At 66.3% G+C, this 26,234-nt stretch carries 26 protein-coding genes, 1 tRNA gene and 1 pseudogene; 15 read left to right on the top strand and 13 right to left on the bottom strand.

Annotated elements, in window-relative coordinates; all coding sequences use genetic code 11:
- The first annotated feature begins 93 nt into the window (after positions 1-93).
- The 5 genes from IB225_RS19345 (at position 94) to IB225_RS19365 (ending at position 2,988) form a co-directional block, all read left to right on the top strand.
- Positions 94-1,101, top strand: a complete 1,008-nt coding sequence (locus tag IB225_RS19345) for a LysR family transcriptional regulator (RefSeq protein WP_192267893.1) — start codon at positions 94-96, stop codon at positions 1,099-1,101.
- 113 nt (positions 1,102-1,214) lie between these two features.
- A tRNA-Ser gene (locus tag IB225_RS19350) sits at positions 1,215-1,304 on the top strand.
- Positions 1,305-1,332: 28 nt separating this feature from the next.
- Positions 1,333-1,644 (top strand): hypothetical protein, encoded by a 312-nt coding sequence (locus tag IB225_RS19355; protein ID WP_192314304.1) that lies wholly within the window; start codon positions 1,333-1,335, stop codon positions 1,642-1,644.
- A gap of 28 nt (positions 1,645-1,672) precedes the next feature.
- Positions 1,673-2,461, top strand: coding sequence for a DUF5694 domain-containing protein (locus tag IB225_RS19360; RefSeq protein WP_192314307.1), 789 nt, complete (start codon positions 1,673-1,675; stop codon positions 2,459-2,461).
- A gap of 62 nt (positions 2,462-2,523) precedes the next feature.
- Positions 2,524-2,988 carry a hypothetical protein gene (locus tag IB225_RS19365; RefSeq protein ID WP_192314310.1) on the top strand — a complete coding sequence of 155 codons (465 nt, stop codon included), beginning with the start codon at positions 2,524-2,526 and terminating at the stop codon, positions 2,986-2,988.
- A gap of 60 nt (positions 2,989-3,048) precedes the next feature.
- On the opposite strand, the gene IB225_RS19370 is transcribed toward IB225_RS19365, so the two are convergent.
- From IB225_RS19370 to IB225_RS19380, 3 genes are all read right to left on the bottom strand, one after another.
- Entirely contained in the window at positions 3,049-3,588 is a 540-nt protein-coding gene (locus IB225_RS19370; RefSeq protein ID WP_192314312.1) for a hypothetical protein, read from the bottom strand.
- A gap of 143 nt (positions 3,589-3,731) precedes the next feature.
- Positions 3,732-4,784: a RelA/SpoT domain-containing protein gene (locus tag IB225_RS19375; RefSeq protein ID WP_192314315.1), complete on the bottom strand. Its 1,053-nt coding sequence runs from the start codon at positions 4,782-4,784 to the stop codon at positions 3,732-3,734.
- 281 nt (positions 4,785-5,065) lie between these two features.
- Positions 5,066-5,257 (bottom strand): hypothetical protein, encoded by a 192-nt coding sequence (locus IB225_RS19380; protein ID WP_225584100.1) that lies wholly within the window; start codon positions 5,255-5,257, stop codon positions 5,066-5,068.
- Positions 5,258-5,405: 148 nt separating this feature from the next.
- Between IB225_RS19380 and IB225_RS19385 the strand changes: the two genes are divergently transcribed.
- From IB225_RS19385 to IB225_RS19405, 5 genes are all read left to right on the top strand, one after another.
- The gene (locus tag IB225_RS19385; protein WP_192314317.1) at positions 5,406-5,687 is read left to right on the top strand and encodes a hypothetical protein; all 282 of its coding nucleotides are present in this window, start codon (positions 5,406-5,408) and stop codon (positions 5,685-5,687) included.
- 152 nt (positions 5,688-5,839) lie between these two features.
- A complete protein-coding gene (locus IB225_RS19390) occupies positions 5,840-6,334 on the top strand; it encodes a hypothetical protein (RefSeq protein ID WP_192314320.1) in 495 nt (164 codons plus the stop codon).
- Between the two features lie 28 nt (positions 6,335-6,362).
- Positions 6,363-6,995 carry a superoxide dismutase gene (locus tag IB225_RS19395; RefSeq protein ID WP_192314323.1) on the top strand — a complete coding sequence of 211 codons (633 nt, stop codon included), beginning with the start codon at positions 6,363-6,365 and terminating at the stop codon, positions 6,993-6,995.
- Positions 6,976-7,911 carry a ZIP family metal transporter gene (locus IB225_RS19400; RefSeq protein WP_192314326.1) on the top strand — a complete coding sequence of 312 codons (936 nt, stop codon included), beginning with the start codon at positions 6,976-6,978 and terminating at the stop codon, positions 7,909-7,911. The genes IB225_RS19395 and IB225_RS19400 overlap by 20 nt, the downstream gene beginning before the upstream one ends.
- A 96-nt stretch (positions 7,912-8,007) precedes the next feature.
- Positions 8,008-9,171 carry a serine hydrolase domain-containing protein gene (locus tag IB225_RS19405; RefSeq protein WP_192314329.1) on the top strand — a complete coding sequence of 388 codons (1,164 nt, stop codon included), beginning with the start codon at positions 8,008-8,010 and terminating at the stop codon, positions 9,169-9,171.
- Between the two features lie 9 nt (positions 9,172-9,180).
- On the opposite strand, the gene IB225_RS19410 is transcribed toward IB225_RS19405, so the two are convergent.
- Positions 9,181-9,360 carry a hypothetical protein gene (locus IB225_RS19410; RefSeq protein WP_192314332.1) on the bottom strand — a complete coding sequence of 60 codons (180 nt, stop codon included), beginning with the start codon at positions 9,358-9,360 and terminating at the stop codon, positions 9,181-9,183.
- Positions 9,361-9,659: 299 nt separating this feature from the next.
- Here IB225_RS19410 and ggpS point away from each other — a divergent pair, with 299 nt between their 5' ends.
- Positions 9,660-11,957: a glucosylglycerol-phosphate synthase gene (gene ggpS, locus IB225_RS19415; RefSeq protein WP_225584103.1), complete on the top strand. Its 2,298-nt coding sequence runs from the start codon at positions 9,660-9,662 to the stop codon at positions 11,955-11,957.
- A gap of 402 nt (positions 11,958-12,359) precedes the next feature.
- Here ggpS and IB225_RS19420 read toward each other — a convergent pair whose 3' ends face one another.
- The 3 genes from IB225_RS19420 to IB225_RS19430 all read right to left on the bottom strand — a co-directional run bounded on the left by IB225_RS19420 (position 12,360) and on the right by IB225_RS19430 (position 14,772).
- Positions 12,360-13,154: an isocitrate lyase/phosphoenolpyruvate mutase family protein gene (locus tag IB225_RS19420; protein WP_192314335.1), complete on the bottom strand. Its 795-nt coding sequence runs from the start codon at positions 13,152-13,154 to the stop codon at positions 12,360-12,362.
- A gap of 97 nt (positions 13,155-13,251) precedes the next feature.
- Entirely contained in the window at positions 13,252-13,473 is a 222-nt protein-coding gene (locus IB225_RS19425) for a hypothetical protein (RefSeq protein WP_192314338.1), read from the bottom strand.
- A 429-nt stretch (positions 13,474-13,902) separates the two neighbouring features.
- Positions 13,903-14,772 (bottom strand): M28 family metallopeptidase, encoded by an 870-nt coding sequence (locus IB225_RS19430; RefSeq protein WP_192314341.1) that lies wholly within the window; start codon positions 14,770-14,772, stop codon positions 13,903-13,905.
- A gap of 169 nt (positions 14,773-14,941) precedes the next feature.
- Between IB225_RS19430 and IB225_RS19435 the strand changes: the two genes are divergently transcribed.
- On the top strand, positions 14,942-15,589 hold the full coding sequence (locus IB225_RS19435) for a response regulator (RefSeq protein WP_192314344.1): 648 nt from the start codon (positions 14,942-14,944) through the stop codon (positions 15,587-15,589).
- A gap of 27 nt (positions 15,590-15,616) precedes the next feature.
- Here IB225_RS19435 and IB225_RS19440 read toward each other — a convergent pair whose 3' ends face one another.
- On the bottom strand, positions 15,617-16,360 hold the full coding sequence (locus IB225_RS19440) for a hypothetical protein (protein ID WP_192314347.1): 744 nt from the start codon (positions 16,358-16,360) through the stop codon (positions 15,617-15,619).
- 149 nt (positions 16,361-16,509) lie between these two features.
- Complete coding sequence (gene rne, locus IB225_RS19445; protein WP_192314349.1) at positions 16,510-19,701, bottom strand: ribonuclease E; 3,192 nt, start codon at positions 19,699-19,701, stop codon at positions 16,510-16,512.
- A 386-nt stretch (positions 19,702-20,087) separates the two neighbouring features.
- On the opposite strand from rne, the gene IB225_RS19450 reads away from it, so the two are divergent.
- The gene (locus tag IB225_RS19450) at positions 20,088-21,086 is read left to right on the top strand and encodes an RluA family pseudouridine synthase (RefSeq protein ID WP_192314352.1); all 999 of its coding nucleotides are present in this window, start codon (positions 20,088-20,090) and stop codon (positions 21,084-21,086) included.
- Here the strand turns inward: IB225_RS19450 and IB225_RS19455 are convergent.
- The 4 genes from IB225_RS19455 to IB225_RS19470 form a co-directional block, all read right to left on the bottom strand.
- Positions 21,074-23,140, bottom strand: a complete 2,067-nt coding sequence (locus tag IB225_RS19455) for an ATP-binding protein (RefSeq protein WP_192314355.1) — start codon at positions 23,138-23,140, stop codon at positions 21,074-21,076. The genes IB225_RS19450 and IB225_RS19455 overlap by 13 nt on opposite strands.
- Positions 23,141-23,373: 233 nt before the next feature.
- Complete coding sequence (locus tag IB225_RS19460; RefSeq protein ID WP_192314358.1) at positions 23,374-23,763, bottom strand: DUF1761 domain-containing protein; 390 nt, start codon at positions 23,761-23,763, stop codon at positions 23,374-23,376.
- A 24-nt stretch (positions 23,764-23,787) separates the two neighbouring features.
- On the bottom strand, positions 23,788-24,201 hold the full coding sequence (locus tag IB225_RS19465; protein WP_192314360.1) for an energy transducer TonB: 414 nt from the start codon (positions 24,199-24,201) through the stop codon (positions 23,788-23,790).
- Positions 24,201-24,548 (bottom strand): 4a-hydroxytetrahydrobiopterin dehydratase, encoded by a 348-nt coding sequence (locus IB225_RS19470; RefSeq protein WP_192314363.1) that lies wholly within the window; start codon positions 24,546-24,548, stop codon positions 24,201-24,203. Before IB225_RS19470 ends, IB225_RS19465 begins: the two co-directional genes overlap by 1 nt.
- Before the next feature lie 93 nt (positions 24,549-24,641).
- On the opposite strand from IB225_RS19470, the gene IB225_RS19475 reads away from it, so the two are divergent.
- Positions 24,642-25,238, top strand: coding sequence for an NfuA family Fe-S biogenesis protein (locus tag IB225_RS19475; RefSeq protein ID WP_192314366.1), 597 nt, complete (start codon positions 24,642-24,644; stop codon positions 25,236-25,238).
- A gap of 15 nt (positions 25,239-25,253) precedes the next feature.
- A pseudogene (locus IB225_RS19480) lies at positions 25,254-26,234 on the top strand (hypothetical protein); the annotation flags it as partial.

A 26,234-nucleotide genomic window follows, 5' to 3' on the forward strand; every position in this document is an offset into this window, starting at 1 on the left:
CCAGTGCCGCCTTGGAGACCACTGTAGGTCGTTGCATTGGTAGGATAAACGTGGTCTTACGTCACTGATTGTTCTAAAGGCGGAATTATAGTCATGCAGCACGACCTCAATGACCTCTATTACTTCGCGATGGTGGTGGACCACGGCGGCTTCGCGGCGGCCGAGCGCGCCCTGGGGATTCCCAAGTCCCGCCTGAGCCGGCGCATCAGCCAGCTGGAAACCGATCTGGGCGTGCGCCTGCTGCAGCGTTCGACGCGGCGCTTCGCGGTGACCGACGTCGGCACCAGCGTGCACCGCCATGCGCAGACGATGCTGGCCGAAGCCCAGGCCGCGCGCGAAGTGGTCGACCGCCTCAGCGCGGAGCCGCGCGGCGTGGTGCGGGTCAGCGTGCCGGTGGCGGTGGCGCAGATGCAGTTGCCGAAGATCCTGCCGGCCTTCCTCGACAAGTACCCGAAGGTGCGGCTGCAGCTGCACGTCAACAACCGCCGGGTCGACATCATCAACGAGGGCTACGACGTGGCGCTGCGCGTGCGCGCCAAGCTCGACGACGATGGCAGCCTGGTGATGCGTAGCTTCGGCCAGATCCAGGAATTGCTGGTCGCCAGCCCCAAGTACCTCAACCGCGCCGGTCGTCCGAAGGTGCCGGAAGACCTGGCCGAGCACGTCACCCTGAGCATCAGCGAGGACGAGGCGCGCCAGCGCTGGGAACTGCACGGTCCGAATGGCGAGGTGCGCCGGATCGAACTGAATCCGCGTCTGGCCGGCTTCGATTTCCCGTTGCTGCAGTCGATGGCGAAGGACGGCTACGGCATCACGCTGCTGCCGGAGACGGTGTGTGCGGAAGCGGTGCGCAAGGGTGAGCTGGAGGTGGTGCTGCCGGAATGGAGCCTGCCGCAGGGCATCTGCCATGCGGTGTTCGCGTCGCGCCGGGGCTTGTTGCCGGCGGTACGGGTGTTCATCGATTTCCTGGCCGAGCATCTGCCGCAGCAGATCGAGTCGTCGCGGCTGGATTGCGGTGGCAAGTGTGCGGAGGAGAAGGAGAAGGCCATCGCGATGGCCATCGACAATACGAAGGCCGCCAAGGTGAAGAAGGCCTCGTAAGCCACGGCGGCGGGGTTCGTGCGAAAATGCGCCACGGCCTGCAAGGGGCCGGGCGCGCCGCCGGGGTAGGGCGGCGAGATGCCGCGACGGGGTCGCGGGCAGTTCCAGAAAACGGAGAGATGGCCGAGCGGTTTAAGGCAGCAGTCTTGAAAACTGCCGTAGGTGTAAGCCTACCGTGGGTTCGAATCCCACTCTCTCCGCCACATTGCACCGGATGGGGGACGTCTGGACGTGAAGAAGATCGATCTCGGAATCGCGGTGCTGTCGCTGCCGGTGGCGCTTTTCGTCGGCCAGTTGTTGGTGACGCTGTACCTCATGTTCTTCGCGGCTGACGAGGACCTCGCGTGGGCTTTCGAGCATTCGTGGCGCGGAGTGCTTGTCGCGGCGATTGCGCTCTATTTTCCTGTCTACGTGTTCCTGCGCCGGCGTCCGCCGGGCTGGATCAGGCGGCAGGTGATCCAGCAACTCGCGTTCGGCCTCGCGGTCTGCGTGCTGCTCGGGGTGTTCTTCGCACTGAACTTCATGGCGTCATCAGGCACGTAGGCATGTAAACACGTTGGAGGGAAAGGTCATGGGTCGTTTCCTCGTTCTGTTCGTCCTGCTCTTCCACGGTGCGGCGTGGGCTTCCGGTCCCCCGGCGCGCGTGATCCTCGTGGGTACCTACCACTTCAGCAATCCTGGCCAGGACCAGGCCAACGTGGCGTCGGTGGATGTCACGGTGCCGCAGCGCCAGGCAGAGCTTCAGGCGGTGGCGGATGGGCTGGCGGCGTTCAAGCCAACGTTCGTTGGCGTCGAGTGGCCCGCCGATGCGGCTAACGATGAATACGCAAGGTATCGCGAACGGCGTCTGCCGCCCTCCAGCAACGAAGTCGTGCAGTTGGGATTCCGGCTGGCGAAGCAGGTGGGGCTGTCGCGTGTCCACGGGCTGGACGTGCCGGGCGACTTTCCGTTCGAGCCGTTGAGTGCGTGGGCGAAGGCCAACGGGAAGGAGGGCGATCTGGATGCGCTGATGGGGCAGGCGCAGGGCATCACGACGCGCATCACGGCGCTGCAGTTCACGCACAGCATCGGTGGCGTGTTGCGCCAGATGAATACGCCGCAGGCGCTCGATGAGGCCGCGGCGTTCTATGCGGAGTTCCTGCGTTACGGCGGCGGTGCGCAGCAGCCGGGTGTGGAACTCAACGCTGCCTGGGCGAAGCGGAACTTCGGTATCTGCGCGCGCCTGCTGCAGGCCTTGAAGCCGGGTGATCGTGCGGTGGTGTTCTATGGGCAGGGACACGTCCCGCAGCTGGCGGCGTGCCTGAAGTCAGCGCCCGGGATCGAGCTGGTCGATGCGGGCGAGTTTCTCCCGGCGTCTTGAATGCAAGCGCGGGAGATGACCCAGCTTACGTGGTGCACGGAAAGCCAATCAGGGAGAACGCCATGAAAGCGCTTGTCTTCGTTGCAGCAACATTGCTCGCCGCATGCGACGGGAGCTATCCGGTCGCCGAAGAAGAATGCGCCGCAGGCCGGGTGTGCATCGAGGTCTGGCAGGAGGGAGAGGAGGTGTCCTTCCAGATCACCAACAACACGTACGACATGGTGACGCTGCCCGAGTTCGCCGGGCTGGGGACGCCCATGAACGCTTCCATCGAACTATCGTCCGACAGGCCGGATGTGGATGCCCCCGTCAGTTCCGGTGGTTCCCCGATTGCTGGACCGAGCAGCGACACCGTGTTGCGGCCTCAAGGCTGGGTGGGATTCACGTTGACGGCTGAGGACGTGAGGAAGGCCTACCGACTGTCCGAGGGCTGCCAGAACGTCAATGTCGCCTATCGCATCAACCGGGGCGGCGCGAAGTACTTCCTCGGAAGCGTCCAAGGCGGAAGCGCCAAGCTTTGTCTGTAGGATGGGTGCCGCTGCGCTCAACCCATCCTACTTGCTACCAATAATGATTGCGGCTTTTCGCTAGCCTCTCTTGAGCCACCAGTAGCGTATGCGTTGAACAATACTTGGCGTGATTACCTCGTTCACGACCTTGACGGTTTCGTCGTATACCCCGCCGGCATTCTCACGGATCAACTCCATGATCTCGATCTTCTTGGCGTCAATCAGTTCTTTACTTTGAGTTTTGGCGTGAAGTTCACGCGCGCCGATAGATATGTTCTTCGCTCTCCATATGACGTCGTAAAGGCGATAGTCCGGAATTTCGTGGAGTGGAATCGCGTCGAGAACTGAGCAGATTCTTTCCCACCATTGATATTGGGGGAGCGAACTGTATTGTCCTTCCCGACCCCTAAAGTCTTTAAGCGAACTGTCGGCCTGATCAACAATGTCGCTGGCAATTGCCAAATAAGCTGAGAGCTTGGCGCGTTGTTGGCGCTTCTCTTGATTGATCGCCATTCTCGCGGCAACAACAATGGCGATTGCAGACAGTACGGCTTGCGCCCACGCGGCCCATACCTCCGGCTCCAATCCGGACCAATCAAGATAGAAGCAGTACTCCATAAGAATTATTCCTGAAGATAGTCAGGGGTAAAGATGATTTTCGTGTTGTGAGCAGCAACTAGATTGCTGGTCACTGACAATAAGCGTGCCGAAGGAAATCCAGTGACTTGAGTCTCGTCAGGGGTGGCGAGACTGTCAGTGCTTCATTCGAAGCCGTGTCCCTGATTAATTATGCGCTCCAAAATCTTCACGAATGACTGCGTGTCCAAGAAGTAGTTTGGATAAGCCTTTCTCAAGCCATCTACTCGTCCACCCGTGACGAGGACTGGATCAAGTGGCTCCCCATTGAAAGCGCGTTCTTCCAGTTCGGCGTATGCCTTATTCGCCAAATCTTGATCGGCAAGAGGGAAGGAGCTAATTGTGAGTGTTCGTGCGGCAGAGTTAAGCGTGATCAGATGGTAGCTGGCCGATGCAAGGCCATCTCTGAATATTTTATCTGCTGCCACGCTAAATCCACGAAGTTTGAGGAGCACATCCAGCTTCTTCTCTGATTTCCGCAGCAATGAAAGTAATGTCTTAGGCGCAATGTTGCGGAATTTTTCGGGGAGAGGCATTTTCTCGCTATGGGCGAATGCTGCGCTAGCGAGAAGGAAGAACTCAGCCCAGTCTTGACTCGGCTCTCCCGCTTTAATTTTTTGTCCTAGAAAAGCATCAACCGTCTCGACAGCAGTTGCCCAGGCATGTTGCAACCTCGTACGAAGTTGTAGCTCGACGAATAGGCCGTCGTAGACTGGCGCTTTAGGGTTCTGGTATCGGTAGACGAGATGAATACTCCGGTAGCCATCGGGCTTGGGATTGCTAACATAGTCATGAGTCTTGATTAGCTCATGGATAAATCTGCTGTCTCTATAGTTGTCGTGTAGCCGTTTTAGCTTGGCGTTTGTCTCAACTATCGCGCGCAAGCCAGCAATGTCCTGCATCTGGTGCAACTTCATTGTGTTGAATCGAGATAGCTTTGCGACGATGGACGGAGCGCGCTTCAGGCGCTGACCGACAATCGCGGTCTTATCTAGATATCTGAGCTTGTTTCGCAGGGTCGATTGGAACGTGTTTAACACGTAGCCGTGACTGGCGCGCCAGTTCGTCATAACGCTCGTAGCGTGCGCCCTCTCCTCGGGAGTTGCCTTTCTTGCAATGAGGCATTCCCCGGCGCGCCGAACATCAGGCTTCGCATAGCACGGCTTCACGAAGGTCATGGACGTCCCTAGTTGTCCCCTTAAGTAGTCCAATTCTATGGCTCCTTGATCACATTTCAATTGTTCGTAAAAAGCCCCGCCTACCGGGCAAGCGAATAGATAGGGCTTTGGCGGCTTCCCGGTCCACTGAAGCCGTGGCTGCTGGACGGTTTTCCTGAAAATTCGGCACTCGCACCTAATCCGCATTGTTTGGCGCGATTGTCACGGTGTGGGTACCCCGCCCCCAAGAAATTCAAGCCATGGCGACGGCATGGTTACTCGCCCTCACGCCATGGCAGGGTTCAGGTGGCGTGGTTGTGGTTGGGCAACACGACCATCGCATCGATCACGAAGTGATGCCGTTGCCGCGTGTAGCGGATCGCCTCGCGCAGCAGATCGATATGGTCGACCAGTAGCGTCGCGCGGCGGTCGGCGAGATTGACGGTGAAGAAGTAGGTGGCGCCGGGAATGAAGGCGCGGCGGTAGTTGGTCATTCCTTGACCTCATGGATGGCGATGATGGGTAGACCGTCTTCGCCGTTGAAAGCCGCTTCGCTCAACCCATCCTACGACTATTCGGTAGACCAACTCTGCTCGGCCAGTCCGCTAGACTCCATTCACGCATCAACAAGACGCCCAGAACATGCCCATCACCCCAACCCCCCTCACCGCCGCCATCGCCGGCATCTTCGCCGGTGTCGCCATGCCATTGATCTGGCCGAAGCTGGGCGACGAGACGATGTACTGGGTGTTCGCGTTCCTGCTGGTGATCGCGCTGCCCATGCACGTGCTGGTTGTCGGCACCCGGCCCATGCAGACCGCCGAGGGCAGGGCAGGCATTGATGCCGCCGTGCTCAAGCGCGTCGCCATCTGGCTGGTGGCCGGCATCGCCAGCGTCGCCCTGATGAAGATCGTCACCGCCTGACACCCCGCGTGCGCCGCGCACGCACACGATACGCAGCGTCCTGACCCCGCCGCGCCGCCCCGACTGGACGATGGGCGGCGCACCTGCCTATCATCGTCCTGCCTGATTACGCATGCATACGCAAAGGGCCCCTTGGAATCGAGGAGCCAAGCATGCGTGGGCACACCCCCGTTTCGACACATCCGGCGCCGCAGAGTGCCGAAGGCCTCGCGCAGTGGCGCAGGCTGACACGGCAGGGCAACACCGCCTTCGCCGCCGGCCGGCTGGACCTGGCCGCCCTCGACTACGCCCGCGCCCTCCAGCTCGCCACCACGCTCGCAGCCGGATCCGCGCTGACGGCCTCGCCTGACGACTGCCTCGCCGCCCTCGTCGTGGCGCACCACAACCTCGCCGATACGCACGAACGCCGTGGCGACACCGGCGCCGCGCTCGACCATCTGTGCGCCGCGCACGACGCGCTGATGCGCATCGCTTGCGATGCCGGCACGCGCGACGACATCCGTCTGCACGCCATCCGCCACCTGACCGAAGCCCGCTTCGCGCTGCTGCACTGGCAGCGCACGCATGGCCACTGCACCCGCACCGACGCATTGCTATGCGCCAGCGCCACCGTCGCCTTCCCGCCGTTCGACGGCGCCCGCCACTGATCCCGACTTTCCCCCGGAGAACCCGACCATGCCGTACACGCTGCCCGCCCTGCCATACGCCTACGACGCCCTGGAACCGCACATCGATGCGCAGACCATGGAGATCCACCACAGCAAGCACCACCAGACCTACATCACCAACCTCAACAACGCGGTGAAGGACACGCCGTACGCAGACACGCCGGTGGAAGCACTGATCGCCGACCTGTCCCAGTTGCCCGCCGCGCTGCAACTGCCGGTGCGCAACAACGGCGGCGGCCATGCCAACCACAGCCTGTTCTGGACGGTGATGGCGCCGGCCGGCGAGGGCGGTGGCGGCGCACCGAGCGGCGCGCTGGCCGCGGCGATCGATAAGGACCTCGGTGGCCTCGATGCTTTCAAGGACGCCTTCACCAAGGCCGCGCTGACCCGTTTCGGCAGCGGCTGGGCATGGCTGGTGGTCGGTCGCGACGGTCGCCTGTCGGTCGAGAGCAGCGGCAACCAGGACAGCCCGCTGATGGCCGGCATCGGCTCCGGCGGCACGCCCATCCTCGGCCTGGACGTGTGGGAACACGCCTACTACCTGAAGTACCAGAACCGTCGCCCCGACTACATCGCGGCGTTCTACAACGTCGTCCGCTGGGACGAAGTGGCGAGGCGCCATGCCGAAGCCGGACGCTGACGCGCGCTTGGGCGGCCTGAAGGCGCCGCTGCCGCTGCGCACGCGCGACCTGCGCCGTGCGCTCGGCATCACCATCCTCGTGCTCGGCGTGATCGCGCTGGGCTGGAACTTCTGGCAGTTCGTCGACAGCTCGCCGGTGATCCGCGACGCCTTCATGGGCGGCTCGGTCGCGGCGATGGCGACCGCACTCGGTGCGCTGCCGGTGCTGTTCTCGCAGAACCTGTCCACGCGCACGCAGGACACGCTGCTCGGCTTCGGCGCCGGCGTGATGCTGGCCGCGTGCGCGTTCTCGCTGATCATGCCCGGACTGGAAGCCGCGCAGGGCACGCCGCTGTTCGGTGGCGGCGAAGCGGCCGCCAGCGCGGTGATCGGGCTGGCGATCCTGCTGGGCGGCGGCGTGATGATGGCGCTCGACCGGCTGCTGCCGCACGAGCACTTCATCAAGGGCAGGGAAGGGCAGATCTCGGAGAAGCTGCGGCGCACCTGGCTGTTCGTGTTCGCCATTGCGCTGCACAACCTGCCCGAAGGCCTGGCCATCGGCGTGGGCTATGCCGGCAACGACGGCGTGGCACGGGCGAACGCGCTGGCCATCGGCATTGCGCTGCAGGACGTGCCGGAAGGGCTGGTGGTGGCGGTCGCGCTGCTGTCGGCGGGCTACAAGCGCTGGCTGTCGGTGTTCATTGGCGCGGCCAGCGGACTGGTCGAACCGCTGGGCGCGGTGCTCGGTGCTGCCGTGGCGGCGCACTCGCAACTGATGCTGCCGTGGGGACTGGGCTTCGCCGCCGGCGCCATGCTGTTCGTCATCAGCCACGAAATCATCCCCGAGTCCCACCGCAAGGGCCACGAGAGCTTCGCCACCACGGGCCTGATGATCGGCTTCGTGCTGATGATGGTGCTGGATACGGCGCTGGGGTGACCCGGCGCAGTCCCCCATCCTGCGTGGGCACCCATGACCTCCGGCGCTTCATCCGTCAACCGCGGCCCGTATGATCGACTGAACACAGGAGGGGTCATGCGTCGATTGCTCGGAGTCTGCCTGCTCGCCATGCTGCCGGTCGCCGCGTTCGCGGCGGAGCCGCATGCCATTCCCTCTCGCGCCGCGCTGGATGCCGAGGTCGCGGCGGCGATGAAAGCCGCCCAGGCCAACGGCCTGGCCATCGCGGTGATCGACGGGGGCAAGGTTGTGCATGTCGCGGCGTACGGAAAGCGCAATGCGAAGGGCGAGCCGCTGACGGCCGACACCGTGATGTACGGCGCGTCGCTGACCAAGGCGGTGTTCGGCTACACGGTGATGCAACTGGTGGAGGAGGGAAAACTCGACCTTGATCGCCCGATCGGCGAGTACTTCGACAAGCCGCTCACCGACTATCCCGCCGAAGACGGCTACGGCCCGTGGCCCGACCTGGCCGGCGATCCGCGCTGGAAGACGATCACCGCGCGCCACCTGCTGACGCACAGCAGCGGCTTCGCCAACTTCGCCTTCCTCGAACCCGACGGCAAGCTGCGCATCCACTTCGATCCCGGCACGCGTTACGCGTACTCAGGTGAGGGTCTGATCCTGCTGCAGTACGTGATCGAGCGTGGACTGGGCCTGGACCTGGGCGCCGAAATGCAGCGTCGCGTGTTCGATCGTTTCGGCATGCCGGACACCGGGATGAAATGGCGCGCCGACTTCGCCGCCAATCTTGCCGATGGCTGGAGGGAAGATGGCGCCGTCGAACCGCACGACGAACGCGGTCGCGTGCGCGCCGCGGGATCGATGGATACCAGCATCGCCGACATGGCCAACCTCGCGGCCGCCTATGTCCGTGGCGAAGGGCTGAGCAAGAGCAGTGTCGATGCGATGACCTCGCCGCAGCTCGCCATCACCACCGCTTCGCAGTTCCCCACGCTGCAGGACGAATTGCCGCCGGCACAGCGACGCAAGGATCTGGCGGCGGGGCTGGGCGTGGTGGTGTTCGACGGCCCGCAGGGCGCGGGCTTCTACAAGGGTGGCCACAACGATTCGACCGGCAACACCTGGGTGTGCGTGAAACAGCACCAGCGTTGCGTGGTGATCCTGGGCAACGACGTGCGCGCCGAGCGCGCGTTCCCGCGGCTGGTGGCATTCGTGCTGGGCGAGACCGGTGCGCCCTGGCGGTGGGAGTACGGCCCCGGCAAGGTTTTCATCGACTGACGAAGCGCCTCACCATCGGATCGTGGTGTCGGGCGAGCGGATCGTTTCGATCCAATGCTCGATCTTTTCGATGGATGAGCCGATCATTTCGATCGGATGTTCCATCTCATTGATGGATGAGCGGATCATTTCGATCCAACGTTCGATCCTGGCGATGGATGGGAGGATCGTTTCGATCCAACGTTGCATCTTGCTGACAGGCGAGAGCCACGTTCAGCCGCTCGATTTAACATTCTTAACATCACGTTGACCTCTCGATGTGAGATGCGGACTACAATGCTGCATCGCATCAGTCGATGTCCGCGTCCATGTCTGGGGACGGACGCGCATCTGTAGCGCTTCCTGCGCGCAGCGTGCCTGGCACGCGACGACGTTCTTCCTGCGCCCCCTTGCGGCGTATTCCCGGTGCGTTTCCCCGCCTGCGTCCCTTGACGCTTTGCGTCGTGCCTCCGTGCGCGGCCTCACCCGCGAACATGGAGTGCACCCGCATGACCCTGTTGAAAGAACCCTCGCAACCCCTGCTGCTCGCCACCGATCTCGACGGCACCTTCCTGGCCGGCGATGCGGACGCGCGCAAGCGCCTGTACCACCTGGTCGACGCGCATCCCGACATCAAACTCGCCTGGGTCACCGGGCGGGGGCGCGAAGCGATCCTGCCGCTGCTCGCCGATCCCGGCCTGCCGACCCCGGACTACGTGATCTGCGATGTCGGCGCCACCGTGCTGCGAACCGCCGACATGCAGCCGATCCAGCCGCTGCAGTCGCAGATCGAAGCGCGCTGGCCGGGCGAGCACGTGGTCGCCGATGCGATGCGCCGCTTCCCGATGCTGGTGCGCCAGGAAGTGCCGCAGGAGCGCCGCTGCTCGTACTACTGCCATCCGGAACAGCTGTCGACGATCCAGGCGGACGTCGAAGCCGTCGCGGCATCGCTGGGCTGCGAGGTGCTGTATTCGGCCGATCGCTATCTCGACATCCTGCCGCGCGGTACGCGCAAGGGCAGCACGCTGACCGCGCTGGTCGAGGAGCTCGACCTCGACGCCGCACGCGTGCTGGTCGCCGGCGACACGCTCAACGATCTGTCGATGTATGGCGAAGGCTTTCCCGGCGTCTGTGTGGGCGAGTCGGAGCCGGCGCTGGTCGCCGCCACCACCGGCATGGACAACGTGCTGCATGCGGATGCCCCGGGCTGCGGCGGCATCCTGCAGGCGATGGCGCACTTCGCGCTGATCGAGGCCGACCGTTACGCACCGCCGACGCATGCGCCCGGCAAGGCGGAACTGGTGATGGTCTACCACCGCCTGCCGTACGAGGAGCACATCATCGATGGCCAGCGCGTGCGCAAGCCGCACAGTTCGCCGAACGGCATCATCCCCAGCCTGCTGAGCTTCTTCGCCGACGGTCGCCCCGGTTCGTGGGTGGCGTGGACGGTGGACGATGCGAAGGCACCGCCGATCGAGCCGCGCGCGACGGTGGATGCCGAGCGCTATCCCGGTCTCACGGCGACCCACGTGCCGCTGACGAAGCACGAGGTGGACGTGTTCTACAAGCGCTTCTCGAAGGAAGCGTTCTGGCCGGTGATCAACAGTTTCTGGGAGCGCGCGCGCTTCAGCGAGGACGACTGGGAGCTGTTCACGCGCGTCAACCGCCGCTTCGCCGAAGCCGCCGCCGCCGAGGCCGCGCCGGGCGCGACCGTGTGGCTGCACGACTACAACCTGTGGATGGTGCCGTCGGTGCTGCGCGAGCTGCGCCCGGACGTGAAGATCGCCTTCTTCCACCACACGCAGTTTCCGTCGGCCGACATCTTCGCGATCCTGCCGTGGCGCCGCGAGATCCTCGGCAGCCTGCTGGCCTGCGACTACGTGGGCTTCCACATCCCGCGCCATGCGGAGAATTTCACCGACGCCGTACGCAGCACGTTCCCGGTGGAAGTGACCGCGCGCGCGTCGTGCGCACCGCGCTTCCTGACCTTCGGCTGCGCGGTCGGCGTGGAGGACATGGCCACGGAACTGCGCATCGACGGCCGCACGGTGCGCATCGGCGCGCATCCGATCGGCACCGATGTGGGCCGGATCCGCGCCAGCCTGGAGACGGAACAGGTGTCGGACGACATCGCGCGGATCCGCGACGAGATCGGCCGGCGCAAGCTGGTGCTGTCGATCGAGCGGCTGGACTACACCAAGGGCATCCTGCAGAAGCTGCACGCGTTCGAGCGCTTGCTGGATGCGTCGCCGGAACTGCGCGGCGAGGTGACGCTGGTGCTGGTCTGCGTGCCGGCGGCCAAGGAGATGACCGTGTACCGCCCGCTGCAGCAGCAGATCGAGCAGGCGGTGGGGCGCATCAACGGCCGGCTGTCGCAGCTGGACTGGACACCGGTGCGTTTCTTCTCGCGCGTGCTGCCGTTCGCCGACGTGGTGGCGCACTACGCCGCGGCCGACGTCATGTGGATCACGCCGCTGCGCGATGGCCTGAACCTGGTGGCGAAGGAATTCGTGGCGGTGCAGGGGCTGGAGGGCGGCGACGGCGTGCTGGTGCTGTCGGAATTCGCCGGCGCGGCCGCCGAACTGAAGGGCGCGGTGCTGACCAATCCGCATGATCCGGCGGACCTGGCGCGCACGCTGCGGCAGGCACTGGTGATGACGCCGGGCGAGCGCGAAGACCGCCAGCGCCGCCTGTTCGACATCGTGCGTCACCACGATCTGTCGCGCTGGGGACGCGAGTTCCTGGCGGCGGCACGTGGCACGGACGACGAGGTAAATGCGGAAACACCTACCGCTCAGGCGGCTTAATGCATTTACGTTTGACGCGACCCCGGGCGCGCCGCGATAGTCGCTTCACACAAGGGGCAGGAGACCCACGATGCGCATGTTGGTCGTGCGGAGCATGGCGTGGTTGCTGATCGCGGCCACGGCGCTGGTGCTGTTCGGACTGGCGCAGGTGCCGGAGCTCTGGGCCCGCTGAAGCGGGCAAAAGAAAACCCGACCATGGGCGATCGGGTCTGAAAGGGGGAGTCCCCGGCTCCGGCAGTGCTGCTTGCTCAAGGCAGCGCCCTTGTTCCATTGCAGAGCGGCCATTCCTGGCCTGCGCAGGGCGTGCTGCCGGGGACGCATCTATCCTCGCCTACGCCGTTCATGTTCACAGTCGGGTGTCACCCCGGTGTGCTGTAGGAAAAATCCTACGCACCGGCACTGTCATCCGAACAGGCTGTTGATCGCGCCATAGCCCATCGCCTGCGGGTCGGGCAGGGCGGTGCGCTCGGCGCGCAGGAAGGTCTCGACCTGGGCGGCCAGTCGCCCGTACATCGACTCGGCCAATGCCGAGCCGGTGCTGATGCGGCGCACGCCGAGCGCGTCGAGGGCGGCCAGATCCTGCAGCTGCGGACGCAGCATGACGTTGAGCGGCAGGCCGCTGCGCGCCGCGATCACGCGAATGGCTTCGGCATCCACCAGGCCGGGCACGAACAGACCGTCGGTCCCCGCGTCGCGATAACGCTCGGCGCGCGCAAGGGTTTCATCGATGCGCGCGCCTTCTTCGACCAGGCCACGCAGGTAGACATCGGTGCGTGCGTTGATGAAGACATCGACGCCGTTCGCTGCGCACCGTTCGCGGATCGCGCGGATCTTCGCGGCAAGGAGTGCGGGATCGCCCGCGCCGTCTTCCAGATTGATGCCGGCCGCACCTGCGTTGACCACGCGCAGCACGGTGTCTGCGACGGCGGCGGGATCGTCCGAGTAACCGCCTTCGACATCGACCGTCAGTGGTACGTCGATGACACGCGCGATACCCGCGACGGCATGCAGCAGCGCCTCGACGTCCAGCGCGTCGCCATCGGGCCAGCCTTGCGCCCATGCCAGGCCGGCGCTGGTGGTCGCGACGGCGGGCGCCCCCAGGTGTTCGATCAGGCGGGCGGTGCCGGCGTCCCAGGCATTGGCCAGACGGAGCAGGCCTTGCGTGTGCAGGGCGCGGAAGCGGGCGGCGGTGGTCATGGCGTTCCTGTCATCGGCAGTGGGCCGACAGGGTGACACGCCTGTGCCACGAGGACTTACCGGATGCGGACAGCAATACGGGGCCGATGGCCTCGGCTCAGGCGCAGAGCCGCCAGCCTTCGAACAAGCGCCAGCGTCCGTCGCCGCCTTCGATGTTGATGGCGTAATCGAGGCCTTGCCGGTGGCGCTGGTTGGCCAGCTTCACGGCATACCCGAGGGCGGCGCCACGGGTGTTGAAGTGCAGGGGTGGCGACTCGTTGATGGACAGCTCGTAAGTGCCGTCGTCGGCCGCTGCATGGAACAGGTCGAAGGTCATCATGGCGGGTGTGGGAACGTGTTGCCTGGAAGCCACCGTACGGGGGGCGCCGTGACGCCCGTGCATAGGCGCAGCCTGCCGTTTGCCGGAGTTAAGCGGTGTGGAAACCACGCGAGAAAAATGTGCGGTCCGGCTGAACGGTCTACACGCGGCCTTCGCATTCGTGTCCGTACAACAACGCGCAGTGGTCGGGCCGGCGGATCCACCCCCTCTGCCTCCCGCACAAACCCTGCTTCCGAGTCGCAAGACTGACACCCAGGGCACCACGAGAGAACCGAACGCAGCTTATCCGGACACCCCCTGTTCCGTGCTGCGCCTGGCGGTGGACCGCGAGTCCGACACCGTCGCCGCCCGGAGAGCCAGGCGTGTTCTCGCTGTAAGCGCAAACGGGCCCGAAAGGGCCCGTTCGTGTATCCGGCGCAAGGAAACCGATCAGTGCGCGGTCTGGTGATCCCAGGCGCGCAGGCCCTGTTCGACCACGCGCAGGGCATCGTCCACGCGCGCGGCGTCGAGCTCGGCCGCGGTGTCGCGCTCACTGTGGATCACCTGCATCACCTTGGGCACCTGCGCCGGCTTGCCGCCGCCGAAGACCGCGAGGATGGGATCGATCTCGTCGCCGCCGACCAGCGAGAACGACACCGCCGGCCAGCCGGCCTTGAGGAAGGCCAGATGATCGGTGGGCGGGTACTTGTCGCCGGGCGAGAAGCCGATCTTCTCCTGCTGGCTGGCCGTGCGCAGGGCGGCAACGAAGGGCGTGCCGCTGTCGGGCGTCATCATCCACAGTGTGTCGCCCCAGCCGAACACGTCGAAGTTGACGTACAGCGCGGGCTTCTCGCGTCCTTCGGTGGCGACCCAGGCGCGCGCGCCAAGCAGGCCTTTCTCTTCCAGGTCCCAGAACACCACCTGCACGCGGTGATGTTCCAGCGGCTTGGCCTTCAATGCCTGCGCGAGTTCCAGCACCGCAGCGACACCCGACGCGTTGTCGGTGGCGCCATGGCCCACGGCGACCTTGTCGTAGTGCGCGCCGATCAGCAGCAGCGGTGCCTTGTCGGGACCGCCGAGATCGGCGACGAGGTTCTGGCCGGCCTGGCCATCCTGTTCGAATGCCTCGCGCTTCCAGGCGATGCCGAGTGCATCGAGGCGCTGACCGATTGCGTCGCCGCGTCCAGCGGTGTCGCCGCCTGCACTGATCGCTTCCACCTGGCCATGCCAGCGGCCGGACACATCATCGGCCCACGCCGGCACGGCGGCGAACAGGGCAAGAAGCAGGGCGCAGCGCAGGCTGCGGCGGACGTGGCGCATGGTGGAACCCCCAGTGGAAAGCGTGTTGAAAGGCCGAGTATGCCGCAGCGGGCGTGCGGGCTCGACCGAGCTACACGCATGTAGGGCGTCTACACCCGATACAATGTTAATTGCGCGGCGACGGACGGCCCCCCTACGCTCGACCCGTCCCCTCAAGGCAGCCGTTTTCATGACCATCCGCGTATTCCTGATCGACGACCACGCCCTGGTGCGCACCGGCATGCGCCTGATCCTTGGAGGCGATACGGAGATCGAGGTGGTAGGCGAGGCGGAGACCGGTGAAGCGGCGCTGCCGCTGGTGCGCCAGCTCAAACCCGATGTCGTGCTCTGCGACTTGCACCTGCCGGGCTACAGCGGCCTGGAAGTGACCGAACGCATCGTGCGTGCCGACATCGGTGTGCGGGTGATCATCGTGTCGGTGCTGGAAGACGGTCCGTTGCCCAAGCGCCTGCTGGAAGCCGGTGCGTCCGGTTACCTCGGCAAGGCCGGCGATGCGGCGGAACTGATCCGCGCCGTGCGTGATGTGGCGCGCGGCAAGCGTTACCTGGGCAGCAACGTGGCGCAGAACCTGGCGTTGCACACCGTCGGTGGCGATGCTTCGCCGTTCGATGCGCTGTCGCCGCGCGAACTGGAAGTGGCGATGCTGCTTACGCAAGGCCTGCGCCAGGAAGAGATCGCGCGGCGCCTGAGCCTGAGCGCCAAGACGGTGAACACGCACAAGACGCGCCTGTTCGAGAAGACCGGCGTGCAGGACAACATCGCGTTGGCCCGTCTCGCCGCGCAGTGGGGCCTGATGGATCCGACGCGCGCGTTGTAGCGGGTAGTCGCGTCTCCTGGCCGCCGTTTACTGCGTAGACGGTGCAGGTTCGCCGGCTTCGAGTTTTGCCGTACAGGTCTGCAGGGACGTCACCATGGTGTCCGCAAGACGATCGGCGCGGGCTTCCAGTGCTGCACGAGTTTCGCCGTCGGCAGGCACGGCGAGTACGGCGATCTCGTAGCGGCTGTTGCCATGCACGAACATGCGATGGACCGAAAGCGAGTACAGCGGCGCGTCGGGCGCATTCAGCAGGGGGCGCGCAACCGGGAACGGTTCGTCCGGATCGTCCTGACCGATGTTGAGCAGCCGCATCCGCACGGTGGGGCCCCAAGGCGATGTTCCGGTGTCGACCCGGTAGCGATCCGGGGAAGTCGCCGCGCTGATGGCGCGCGCGTTGTCCTGCTCGCGACGCAGCAGCACGCCGTACTCGTCTGCGGACGTACGGTCCTTCGGTACGGTGGACGTAACGACATACGCGCTCAGGCCGTTCTCGTAGCGCAGTCGGTAGAACGAGATCGCGCCGCCTCCCAGCGTGCCGTGGACGACATCCCGGACAGGCTGCAGTCGTGGCATGTCGATGCAGTAGACGTCGAGGAACCGCCACTCCAGCAGGAGCGATTCGGATCCTCCCGTGCCCTGGACCAGATAGGGGCCATCGGTCCAGCCACGAACGCTGCGTTGCTGCGCGTTTGCGGTGCCCGCAGCGGTCAGCGCCAGCAGTAGGGCGATCATGGCGTGTGCTGCGCGCGCGGGTAGGCAGGTTCGACGCATGACCGGCATCCTTGCAGGGGAACGTGGGTCGACTGTACTTCCGCGCTCGCCGCTTCGCCAGTCGCCGTGGCGACAGGACCGGATCCCCGGAAACGACACTGGCCGCTTGCGCGGCCAGTGTGCTTGTAACTCCCGGGAAACCCGGCCCGTCAGGCGCTGCGTTCCTCGGTGCCGTCCTCGTCCTGCTTGTCGGCCTGGACGATCTCGTCGACCGGCTTGACCGGCGTGACCACCGGCTCGAACAGGCTGCGCGTGACCGACGGCGGCGTATCCGCATCGGCGACGAAGAACAGCGAACCGGTGGCCGGTGCCGCGACGGGCTTCGGAGCGGCCGGCGCCGGGGTCGGCACGACGGCCTCGACCGGCACTTCGGGTTCGGCGGTGGCTTCGTTGACCGCATCGACCAGGTCGATCTGTACGGGCTCGTTGTGCACGGCGGCGACCACCGGGGTGTCTACGACTGTCTCCAAGGTTTCCACCGCAGCGACGACAGGCGCCGGCGTTGCGACCGCTTCGATCACCGGAGCCGGCTCGGCCACGATCTCGGCCTTGACGGTCTCGACGATGGCGACGGCAACCGGGGCTTCCTGCTGCACCGTGGCGGCCACCTCGGGCTGGACGGCGGCGGCTTCGGCCTTCACTTCCTCGATGACGTCCGCGGCAGCGACGGTCTCGACCACCACCGGAGCGGGCACGCTGACGGGCGCGGGTTCGACGGCGGCCACCGATACCGGCGGCTCCGCACTGGCGACCAGGGCAGCCGCTACCGGCGCGACAGCCGCGGCGGGCGCTGCAGGCTGCGACTTCGGTGCACGCGGCGCGGCGACAACGGGCTCTTCGTCGTCGAAGTCGAACTCCGGCTGCGAACGGTCGGCGACCGGGGCGTCATCATCGCTGCCCAGATCGTCGGCCAGCACGCCTTCTTCGCCTGCGGCACCGGCTTCACCGTTGCCACGACGACGACGACGGCCACCACGACGGCCACGGCGACGACGGCTGCCGCCTTCACCGTTCTCGCCGGCGTCTGCCGAGGCGGCTTCTTCACCCTCGATCGCGACGGTCTGCGTCGCGTCGAGCTCGGCGGGCGTCGCGTCGGAGGTCGGGACCGCGGCAGGCGCGGTAACCGGCGGGGCGGGGCGCGCAACGTCCTGCGTGGCGGCGACCACGACGGCTGCCGTCGTCACGTCATCGACGGCGACCGGTGCGGACGGCTTGGCGACGTCCTGCTGCGGCGCGCGCGGCGTCTGCTGGCGCTGGCCTTCCTGCGCCTGCTGCTTGCCACCCTGCTGGCCCTGCGGCTGCTTGGGTGCCTTCGGCTGCTGCTGTGCATTGCCCTGGGCATTGTTCTGCTGCTGGCCCTGCGGCTTCTGCTGCTTCTGGCCCTGCTGCTCGTTGCGCGGCTTCTGCTGCTGGGCGTTGCCGCCCTGCGCGTTCTGGCCCTTGTTGCGCTCGTCGCGGCGGTTGTTGTCCTGCTTGCCGCCACGGCCCTGGTTCTGCTGACCGCGGTTGTCGCCACGGTTGTCGCGGTTCTCGCGACGGCTGTTGTTGTTGCGGTCGTTGCGCTGGCGGTTGTCCTGCTGCGGACGGGCCTGCGGCGCCGGTGCCGCGGCTTCGCCACCGCCGAACAGGCGCTTGAAGAAGCCGACCACGCCACCCGAGGCGGGCGCCGCGACGGCGACAGGCGCGGCCACGGGAGCCGGCGCGGGCGCCGGGACTTCACGCTCTTCGCGCACCGGGGCTGGCTGCGTGTGCTTCACGTGGGTGACGGCGGGCGCGGCCGGGATGTTGAGCTGCGCCTTGGTCAGCGCGTGCACCGGCAGTTTGCGCTGCGTGCCACGGTGGTAGCTGGGCTTGCTGCTTTCTTCGCCCAGCTCGTTCTCGCGGATGCGGGTGACTTCGTAGTGCGGCGTATGCAGCGCTTCGTCGGCGACGATGATGACGGGCGCGTCGTGGCGCTGTTCGATCTCGCGCAGCGCGCTGCGCTTCTCGTTGAGCAGGAAATTGGCGATCTCGAGCGGGGCCTGGATCAGCACCTGCCCGGTGTTGTCCTTCATCGCGTGCTCTTCGGCCACGCGGATGATCGACAGCGACAGCGACTCGACGCTGCGCATGCGGCCATGGCCTTCGCAACGCGGGCAGACGATCTGGCTGGACTCGCCCAGCGACGGACGCAGGCGCTGGCGGCTCATTTCGAGCAGGCCGAAGCGCGAGATGCGGCCGATCTGCACGCGGGCGCGGTCGTACTTCAGCGCGTTCTGCAGCTTGTTCTCGACTTCGCGCTGGTGCTTGTTGCTCGACATGTCGATGAAGTCGATCACCACCAGGCCGCCCAGGTCGCGCAGGCGCAGCTGGCGGGCGACTTCTTCGGCCGCTTCCATGTTGGTGTGGAACGCGGTCTCCTCGATGTCGCCGCCCTTGGTGGCGCGCGCCGAGTTGACGTCGATGGCGGTCAGCGCCTCGGTCTGGTCGACCACGATGGAGCCGCCGGACGGCAGGCGGACGTTGCGCTCGTACGCGCCTTCGATCTGCGATTCGATCTGGAAGCGGTTGAACAGCGGGATGTCGTCCTTGTACGGCTTCAGCTTGCGCAGGTTGTGCGGCATGACCTGCTGCATGAACTCGCGGGCGGTTTCGTACAGCTCGTCGGTGTCGACCAGGATCTCGCCGACATCGCTGCGCAGGTAGTCGCGCAGGGCACGGACGATCAGGCGGCTTTCCTGGTAGATCAGGAACGGGGCCGGCTTGGTCAGCGCGGCTTCGGCGATCGCCTTCCAGACGCTCAGCAGGTAGTCCAGGTCCCACTGCAGCTCTTCGGCATCGCGGCCGACACCGGCGGTGCGGATGATCACGCCCATGTCGTCGGGGATCGCGAGCGCATCCATCGCCTTCTTCAGCTCGGCGCGGTCGTCGCCCTCGATGCGGCGCGACACGCCACCGGCGGTGGGCGAGTTCGGCATCAGCACCATGTAGCGGCCGGCCAAGGAGATGAACGTGGTCAGGGCGGCGCCCTTGTTGCCGCGCTCGTCCTTGTCCACTTGGACGACGACTTCCTGGCCTTCCTTCAGCAGTTCGCGGATGCCGGCCTTGTTGTGGTCGACGCCGGCCTGGAAGTAATCGCGGGAGATTTCCTTCAGCGGCAGGAAGCCATGGCGGTCCGCGCCGTAATCGACGAAGGCGGCTTCCAGGGAGGGCTCGAGCCGGGTGATGCGGCCCTTGTAGATGTTGGACTTCTTCTGTTCCTTCGACGGCTGTTCGATATCGATGTCGTACAGGGTCTGACCGTCGACGATGGCCACGCGCAGTTCTTCTGCCTGCGTGGCGTTGATCAACATGCGTTTCATTGTGCGTTCCTCGCGCGCTGCTACCGCGCGGAACGCCATGGCGTTTCGCCTCTGGAACGTTGCACCGCCCCTTGCGCAGGCGCAGCGGGGCAGATTCGGGTTTCCAGCGCTACGACACCACGGCAGGCCGCGGGAGCGCTTTTCTTTCTAATAGGTGTTGCGGGGCCGGAGGCAGCTTCCCTTGGGAGGGGGCGCCACGCGGGACATGTTCAGCATCAGGTGCCGTCACGCACCCGGCGGTATCCGGGCCTGCCGATCAGCCGCTAACATGGCCGCCCCTGGGGCGGTGGCCGCGCACTTGCCGGAATCGCGGGGAGACGGGCTTCTGGCCCAACTGCAACTCCCTGCGAAATCAAACCCTTATCTCGCCCTCCGAGTGTAACAGAATGAATGGCTCCAACCCCAGCCCCCCGTCCGAGAAGCCAGCCGCAGGCGCCAAGACCGCCGTGCGGACGGTCACGGTGCCGGAGGACCGGGGCGGGCAGCGGCTCGACAACTTCCTGCTCGGCCAGCTGAAAGGCGCCCCGCGCAGCCTGGTCTACAAGCTGGTGCGCAGCGGCCAGGTGCGGGTGAATGGGGGCAGGGCCAAGGCCGAGCGCAAGCTGGAAGGCGGCGACGAGGTCCGGATTCCGCCGGTCAATCTCAATGAAGTGGGAGAAAAGGTCGGGCCACCGGCCAGCTTCCTGAAGCGGATGGAGGCGGCCATCGTGTTCGAGGACGAGCGGCTGCTCGTCATCAACAAACCGACTGGCGTGGCCAGCCACGGCGGCAGCGGGATCAGTCACGGCGCCATCGAGACCATGCGCGCGCTGCGGCCCAACCAGACCCTGGAACTGGTCCACCGGCTGGACCGCGATACCTCCGGCCTGCTGGTCATGGCCAAGAAGCGCTCGGCGCTGTCGGAGCTGCAGGCACTGCTGCGCGAGGACAGCGAGGACGGCACCCGCGGCATCGAGAAGCGCTACCTGACCCTGCTGGTCGGCCGCATGCCCGATGGTGTGATGAGCGTGGATGCACCGCTGCACATCGGCCTGCGCCAGGGCGGAGAGCGTCACGTGCAGGTGCATCGCGACGGCAAGGAGTCGCTCAGCCACTTCCGCGTGCTGGAACGGCGCGGCGGGCATTCGTACTGCGAAGTCCGCATCGAGACGGGGCGCACCCACCAGATCCGTGTGCACGCCCAGCACATCGGCCATCCGGTCGCTGGCGACGACAAGTACGGCGACCCCGCCGTCAACAAGCGCCTGCGCGAGCAGGTGGGCCTGAAGCGGCTGTTCCTGCACGCCGCCTCGCTGCAGTTCGCGCTCGACGGTGGCAGGACACCGTATGTGCTCAGCGCACCGTTGGCCGACGATCTGGCCGCCGCCCTCGATCAACTGGGCTGAGCGCGCGGAGAGGCGAGGGCGGCGGTGAAGCCCATGCCGCCGATGTTGCCTCCCGGTTTCAGCGCCACTTCCTGCGCCAGCGCGTCCAGCAGATCGCTGTGTCGTCCGTTGCCACGCAGTGCCGCGAGCCTGCGTCGCTGTGCCGCGAAATCACCCGGCGCCAGCCGGCTCATGGCGGCCAGGCGCGACAGTAGACTGTCGGGCGCCACGTCCGGGGACAGCGCAAAGACCTCCGCGTAGTGCAGGAACAGCTGCACGGCCTGCACCGGACGCAGCCAGTCGAAACGCAGCTTGAAGTCGAAGCGACGCAGTGCGGCGGCATCCAGTTGGTCGATGAGGTTGGTCGACGCCACGAACAGCCCGCGGAAATCTTCCAGCTGGGTCAACAACTCGTTGACCTGGGTGACTTCCCAGCTGCTGCGGGCCTGCCGGCGATCACGCAGGAAGCTGTCGGCCTCGTCCAGGCATAGCACCGCCCCCTCGCGTTCGGCCTGACGGAACATCGCACTGATGCGCGCCTCGGTTTCACCGACCCAGGCACTGAGCAGGTCGGACGCGCGACGCAGCAGCAGCGGACGACCCAGCTGGCGGGCGAGGTGTGCCGCCAGCGCGGTCTTGCCGGTGCCAGGAGGACCGTACAGGCAGACGCGGCCATGCGGGTCATGCGCCAGCGCCTGCGTGACCGTCTCCACACCGGGCGTGGTGTTGATCCATGCGGGATCGAAGGAGTGCGGATGCGAGGCTACGTCGATGCGCCGCGCGCCTTGCACCTCCGCCAGTTCGTCGAGCGAACCGCGCAGGATCTGCGCACTCGCGTCGTCGTCGCGAATGCCGAGGCGGTCGAGCACGCGTGCCGCGCGCGCATAGTGCGCCGGCGTGAACGCGGTGTGGTCGGCGATGGCGTCAAGCAGCGTGTCGTCGACGCGCCTTTCGCCGAGCGCGCGCTGCAGCAGCGCACGACGGTGCGCGAACGGGGGTGCGGTCACTTCCAGCACCATGTCGAAGCGCCGCAGTTGCGAATCGTCGAGGTTGCCGATCCGGTTGCCGACCCACAAACAGGGGACCGTCGTGGTCTCGAGGCGCCGGTTGATCCAGCTCTTGTAGGCCGGCGCCCGCTCCTCGCGCGATGACGGCGGCCGGAATACATCCTCGATCTCGTCGAACAGCAGCAATGCGCGGGGATTCGCCGCCAACGCGCGTTGCGCCGTGTCGTAGGCTTGCAGCCGCGCCTGGTGTTCGATCGGCTCGCCGTCGGCGTTGGCGGTACGCACGAGGAACAGGTCCATGCCCAGCGACGCAGCGAGTACGCGAGCGAGTTCGCTCTTGCCGGTGCCGGGCAGACCGTGCAGCAGGATGTTGGCGCCCGCGCCATCGCGCGCGGCGGCGGCGAGATAGTCGCGCATCCGCTGCAATGGCCCCGCGAGGTGCGGATAGTCCTCCAGCGACAGGGGGGTGGCGGATGCGCGCTCGAACAGGCGATCGAGGAAGCGCGCATCCAGCACGCCGTCATCAAGCAGTTGCAGCAAGTGGTCCGCAGGTTCCAGGCATTCCGCCGCGTCCGCGTACTGGCCGTAGTAGATGCGCAGCAATCCGCTCGACTGCAATGGACCCCGCGGCCGCAGGGCATCGCGCAGTCGCGCACCGGACAGTTCGAGCGCGGCGGCGAGCAGGCGCATCAGGCCCGCGCGATGGCTGTGCCAGCGTTTACGTCCAAGGTCGACGGCTTCACGCAGGTCGGGGTGCTCCTGCAGCGCGCAGGCGAACGCCAGCACCTGCACGTCGTCGTGCGAGCAGCCGAACAGGCGCGCCAGCTCGGCGAACAGCGGTTCGTCGATCAGTGCCGGGGGCGGCAACGCGCGACGTCGTGCCAGCAGTTCGCCCACCTTGCGGCGCAACGCGAGCGGCGTGGGCTCGACGCGGCGCACGCGCAGATTGCCAAGGCCGGCGGCGAGCGCGCGGCAGGTGTCTTCTTCGGGATCGGTTTTCAGCAGGCAGGCGTACAGACGCAACTGCCACAGGCGCGCCCATTCGGCGCGCGACGTACGCAGGTTCATGATTGTCTCGTCTCACCGACGCGCTTTGGCGTCAGGAATGCGTTCACGGTTCGGCGCAGGCCCTCATGGCCTGGTCGGACGGCATCCGGTCAGGATGCGGTGAAGCTCTCGGGATGGTGGACGACACGCATGACGGCGCACCTGCGCTATCGGGGAAGGTCGCGGAGTCTACGCAGCGACCATCGGCTTGGCAACCTGCGATATGTGCGCGAACGGACGGACGGCAGGAGGACTCAGTGCCAGAGGCCGAGGATCAGTCCGAACAGGGTGAACTGGAGCGTGTGGTATCCGGCATCGATCAGCCAGAGTTTCGCGCCGCGCTGCGCGAACAGGTAGTTGATGCCAAAGCTGGTCGCAACAAAGCCGATACCGACGATGGCGCCCGTGCATACCGCGGTCGCCGGGGCTGGAGCGGGCCCGAGCAGATAGGCGAACACGCCTGCCGCGATCAGCGAAAACACGAACGCACCGCCAAAGATCTTCGCCGGGTGCCCTTGCTTCTGCGGGTCCATGCCCGCAGCAGCATTCCATGCCTTGCCGAACAGCGGTCCATACCAGATACCGCCGAGCAGGAAGCTGGAAAGCGCGGCCGCCAGCACGGCCCACAGGTTGATGGCTTCCATCGGCGGGACCTCCAGATGCTCGAATCAGCCCGCGCCCTGGGCGAAGCAGCGTGTCGGCTTCTCCAGCACAGGCGGGAAGGTCACCGGGACGTTGATCGTGTGGGTGACCGGCTTGCCGTTGCGCGTGGCGGCACGGAACTTCCAGGTCTGCACAGCCTCAAGAGCGGCCTTGTCGAGCGCGGCGTTGCCGCTGCTCTGTACCTGGCCTACGCGCGCCGGCACGCCATCCTGTTCGATGGTCACGCGCAGCACCGTGGTACCGCCTTCGCTGTTGCATTCGGCCTCGGCCGGATAGGCGGGCGGCGGCGTTTCGATCGCGGCCAGTTCAGTCGGCGCGATGAGTGGCGCGGCGGATTCGTCCTGCTTCTTCGCGCACGACGCGAGTGCAAGCGCGCCGGCGAGCAGGATGACGGGCGACAGCAGGGTGCGACGTTCCATCAGGATTCTCCCAGCAGGGCGCTGGCCTTGGCCGCGCAGATGAAGTCGTTCTCGCTCAGGCCGCCGACGTCGTGCGTGGAGTAGCGCACGACGGCGCGGTTGTAGTGCACGCCCAGGTCGGGGTGGTGATCCTCGGCATGCGCGACGAAGGCGAGGGCGTTCACGAACGCCATCGTCTCGTAGTAGTTGTCGAACGGAAACGTGCGCGACAGGGCGTGTCCGTCTTCCACTACCTCCCAGCCGGGGATCTGCGGCAACAGCTCGGCGATGCGGGCCGGCGGCAGGCGGTGCTCGCTGCCACGCAGCGGCACGCAATGCGCGCGGGCGAGGGGGATCAGGTCGGACATGGCGCATCTCCTGCGGGGCGGCCAGTCTGAATGAACCACGAAGACCGGCCTATGGATGTGAATGCCCATGGGGCAGGGGGCTAGAATAGCCGCATGATCCAGATTTCCGACAGCGCGCAGGCGCACTTCCGCAAGCTGATCGAACGCGAAGCCTTGCCCGGGCTGGGCGTGCGCCTCAGTGCGGTCCACCCCGGCACGGCGCAGGCCGATGCGCGCCTGGAGTTCGCCGAGCCGCGCGACCTCGCCGGCGACGAATGGGCGGTGGATTGCGACGGTTTCACCCTGTACATCGACGCGCCCAGCGTGCACTGGCTGGACGGCGCCGAGATCGACTACATCATGAAGGGCGCCAGCACCCAGCTGACCATCAAGGCGCCGCGCATCAAGGGCGAAGCCCCCGGCGACGCCGCTTCGCTGGTCGAGCGCGTCCGCTGGGTGGTCGACAATGAAATCAACCCGCAACTCGCCTCGCACAAGGGGCGGGTAGCGGTCGAAGAGGTCGGCGGCGACGGCGTGGTTTGGCTGCGCTTCGGTGGCGGTTGCCATGGTTGCGGCATGGCGGACGTGACGCTGAAGCAGGGCATCGAAAAGACACTGATGGCACGCGTCCCCGGCGTCACCGCGGTGCGCGATGCGACCGATCACGAGTCCGGCGATGCGCCGTACATCCCGCGCGGCAACGCGGCCTGACGGAGTCGAGCGCCGGTGACGAACGCCACCGACGTCATCGCACACCTGTTGCCGCGCAAGGCGGCCCCCATCGTCGAACGCCAGACCGGCCTGCCTTTCGGGTGGGGCCTGTGGTTGCGCGCGTTGCCGGAGCGACTGGGCCGCATCACGCGGGAGAAGGCCGACGCCATCGTCGGCGCGTTACATGTACGTGCGCCTGGCGTGGCGCGGGCGGCCCCGTTCGTGCCCAGCCGGGCGCAGGCCCTGCGCTCGCTGTTCTATCAGGGCTGGGGTCCGCCGCCGCGGGAAGAGCGCTGGATGCGCTGGGCGGCCGGCTTCAGCAGCAGCGCGCTGCACCTGCTGTTCTTCCTGTTCCTGCTGTGGGTCGCGCTGGTGAAGATTCCGCCGCCGCCCGAAGAGGCCGGCGACAGCAGCCGCGTGCGGCTGGAGCTGATCGGCGAGGGCAGTCCCGAGGAGACCGGTGGCGCGACGCAGGCCGCTGAATCCGCGGCCGAGCAGGCCACCAGTGCTGCACCGGCGTCGCAGGCCTTGGCATCGCCTGCCACCACGCCGCCCTCCGTGGCCGAACCGTCACCGCCACTTCCGGACATCGCGGCGCCCGATGTGGCCGTGGATGTGCCGCCGATTCCGCCACGCGACGTGCCGGTGCCCGAGATCGCCGACCAACCACTGCGCGTGACCGAGGTTGCCGAACCGACGCGCGCCTTCGTGCGGCCACCGCCCACGCCCCGGCAGCCCGAGATCACCCAGCCGGCATTGCGTGAGGTGGGTATTCCCAACCGCGAGATTCCCACGCCGGTCACTGCGCCTGTCGTGCGACGTGACATGCCGACGCGCCCTGTCGATGTACCGGTCATGGCCACGCGCGAAGCCGAGGTGCGCGAGCGCGAGATGGCGGCGCCTGCGCCGCAGGTCCGCACGGTGCCGGTACCGTCGCGGGAGGTCACGCCGCGCGCGGTCGCCGCGCAGGAGCGCAGCGTGCGGCAGGCCGAGATC

The organism is Pseudoxanthomonas sp. PXM02 (genome assembly GCF_014851805.1).
Lineage (GTDB): Bacteria > Pseudomonadota > Gammaproteobacteria > Xanthomonadales > Xanthomonadaceae > Pseudoxanthomonas_A.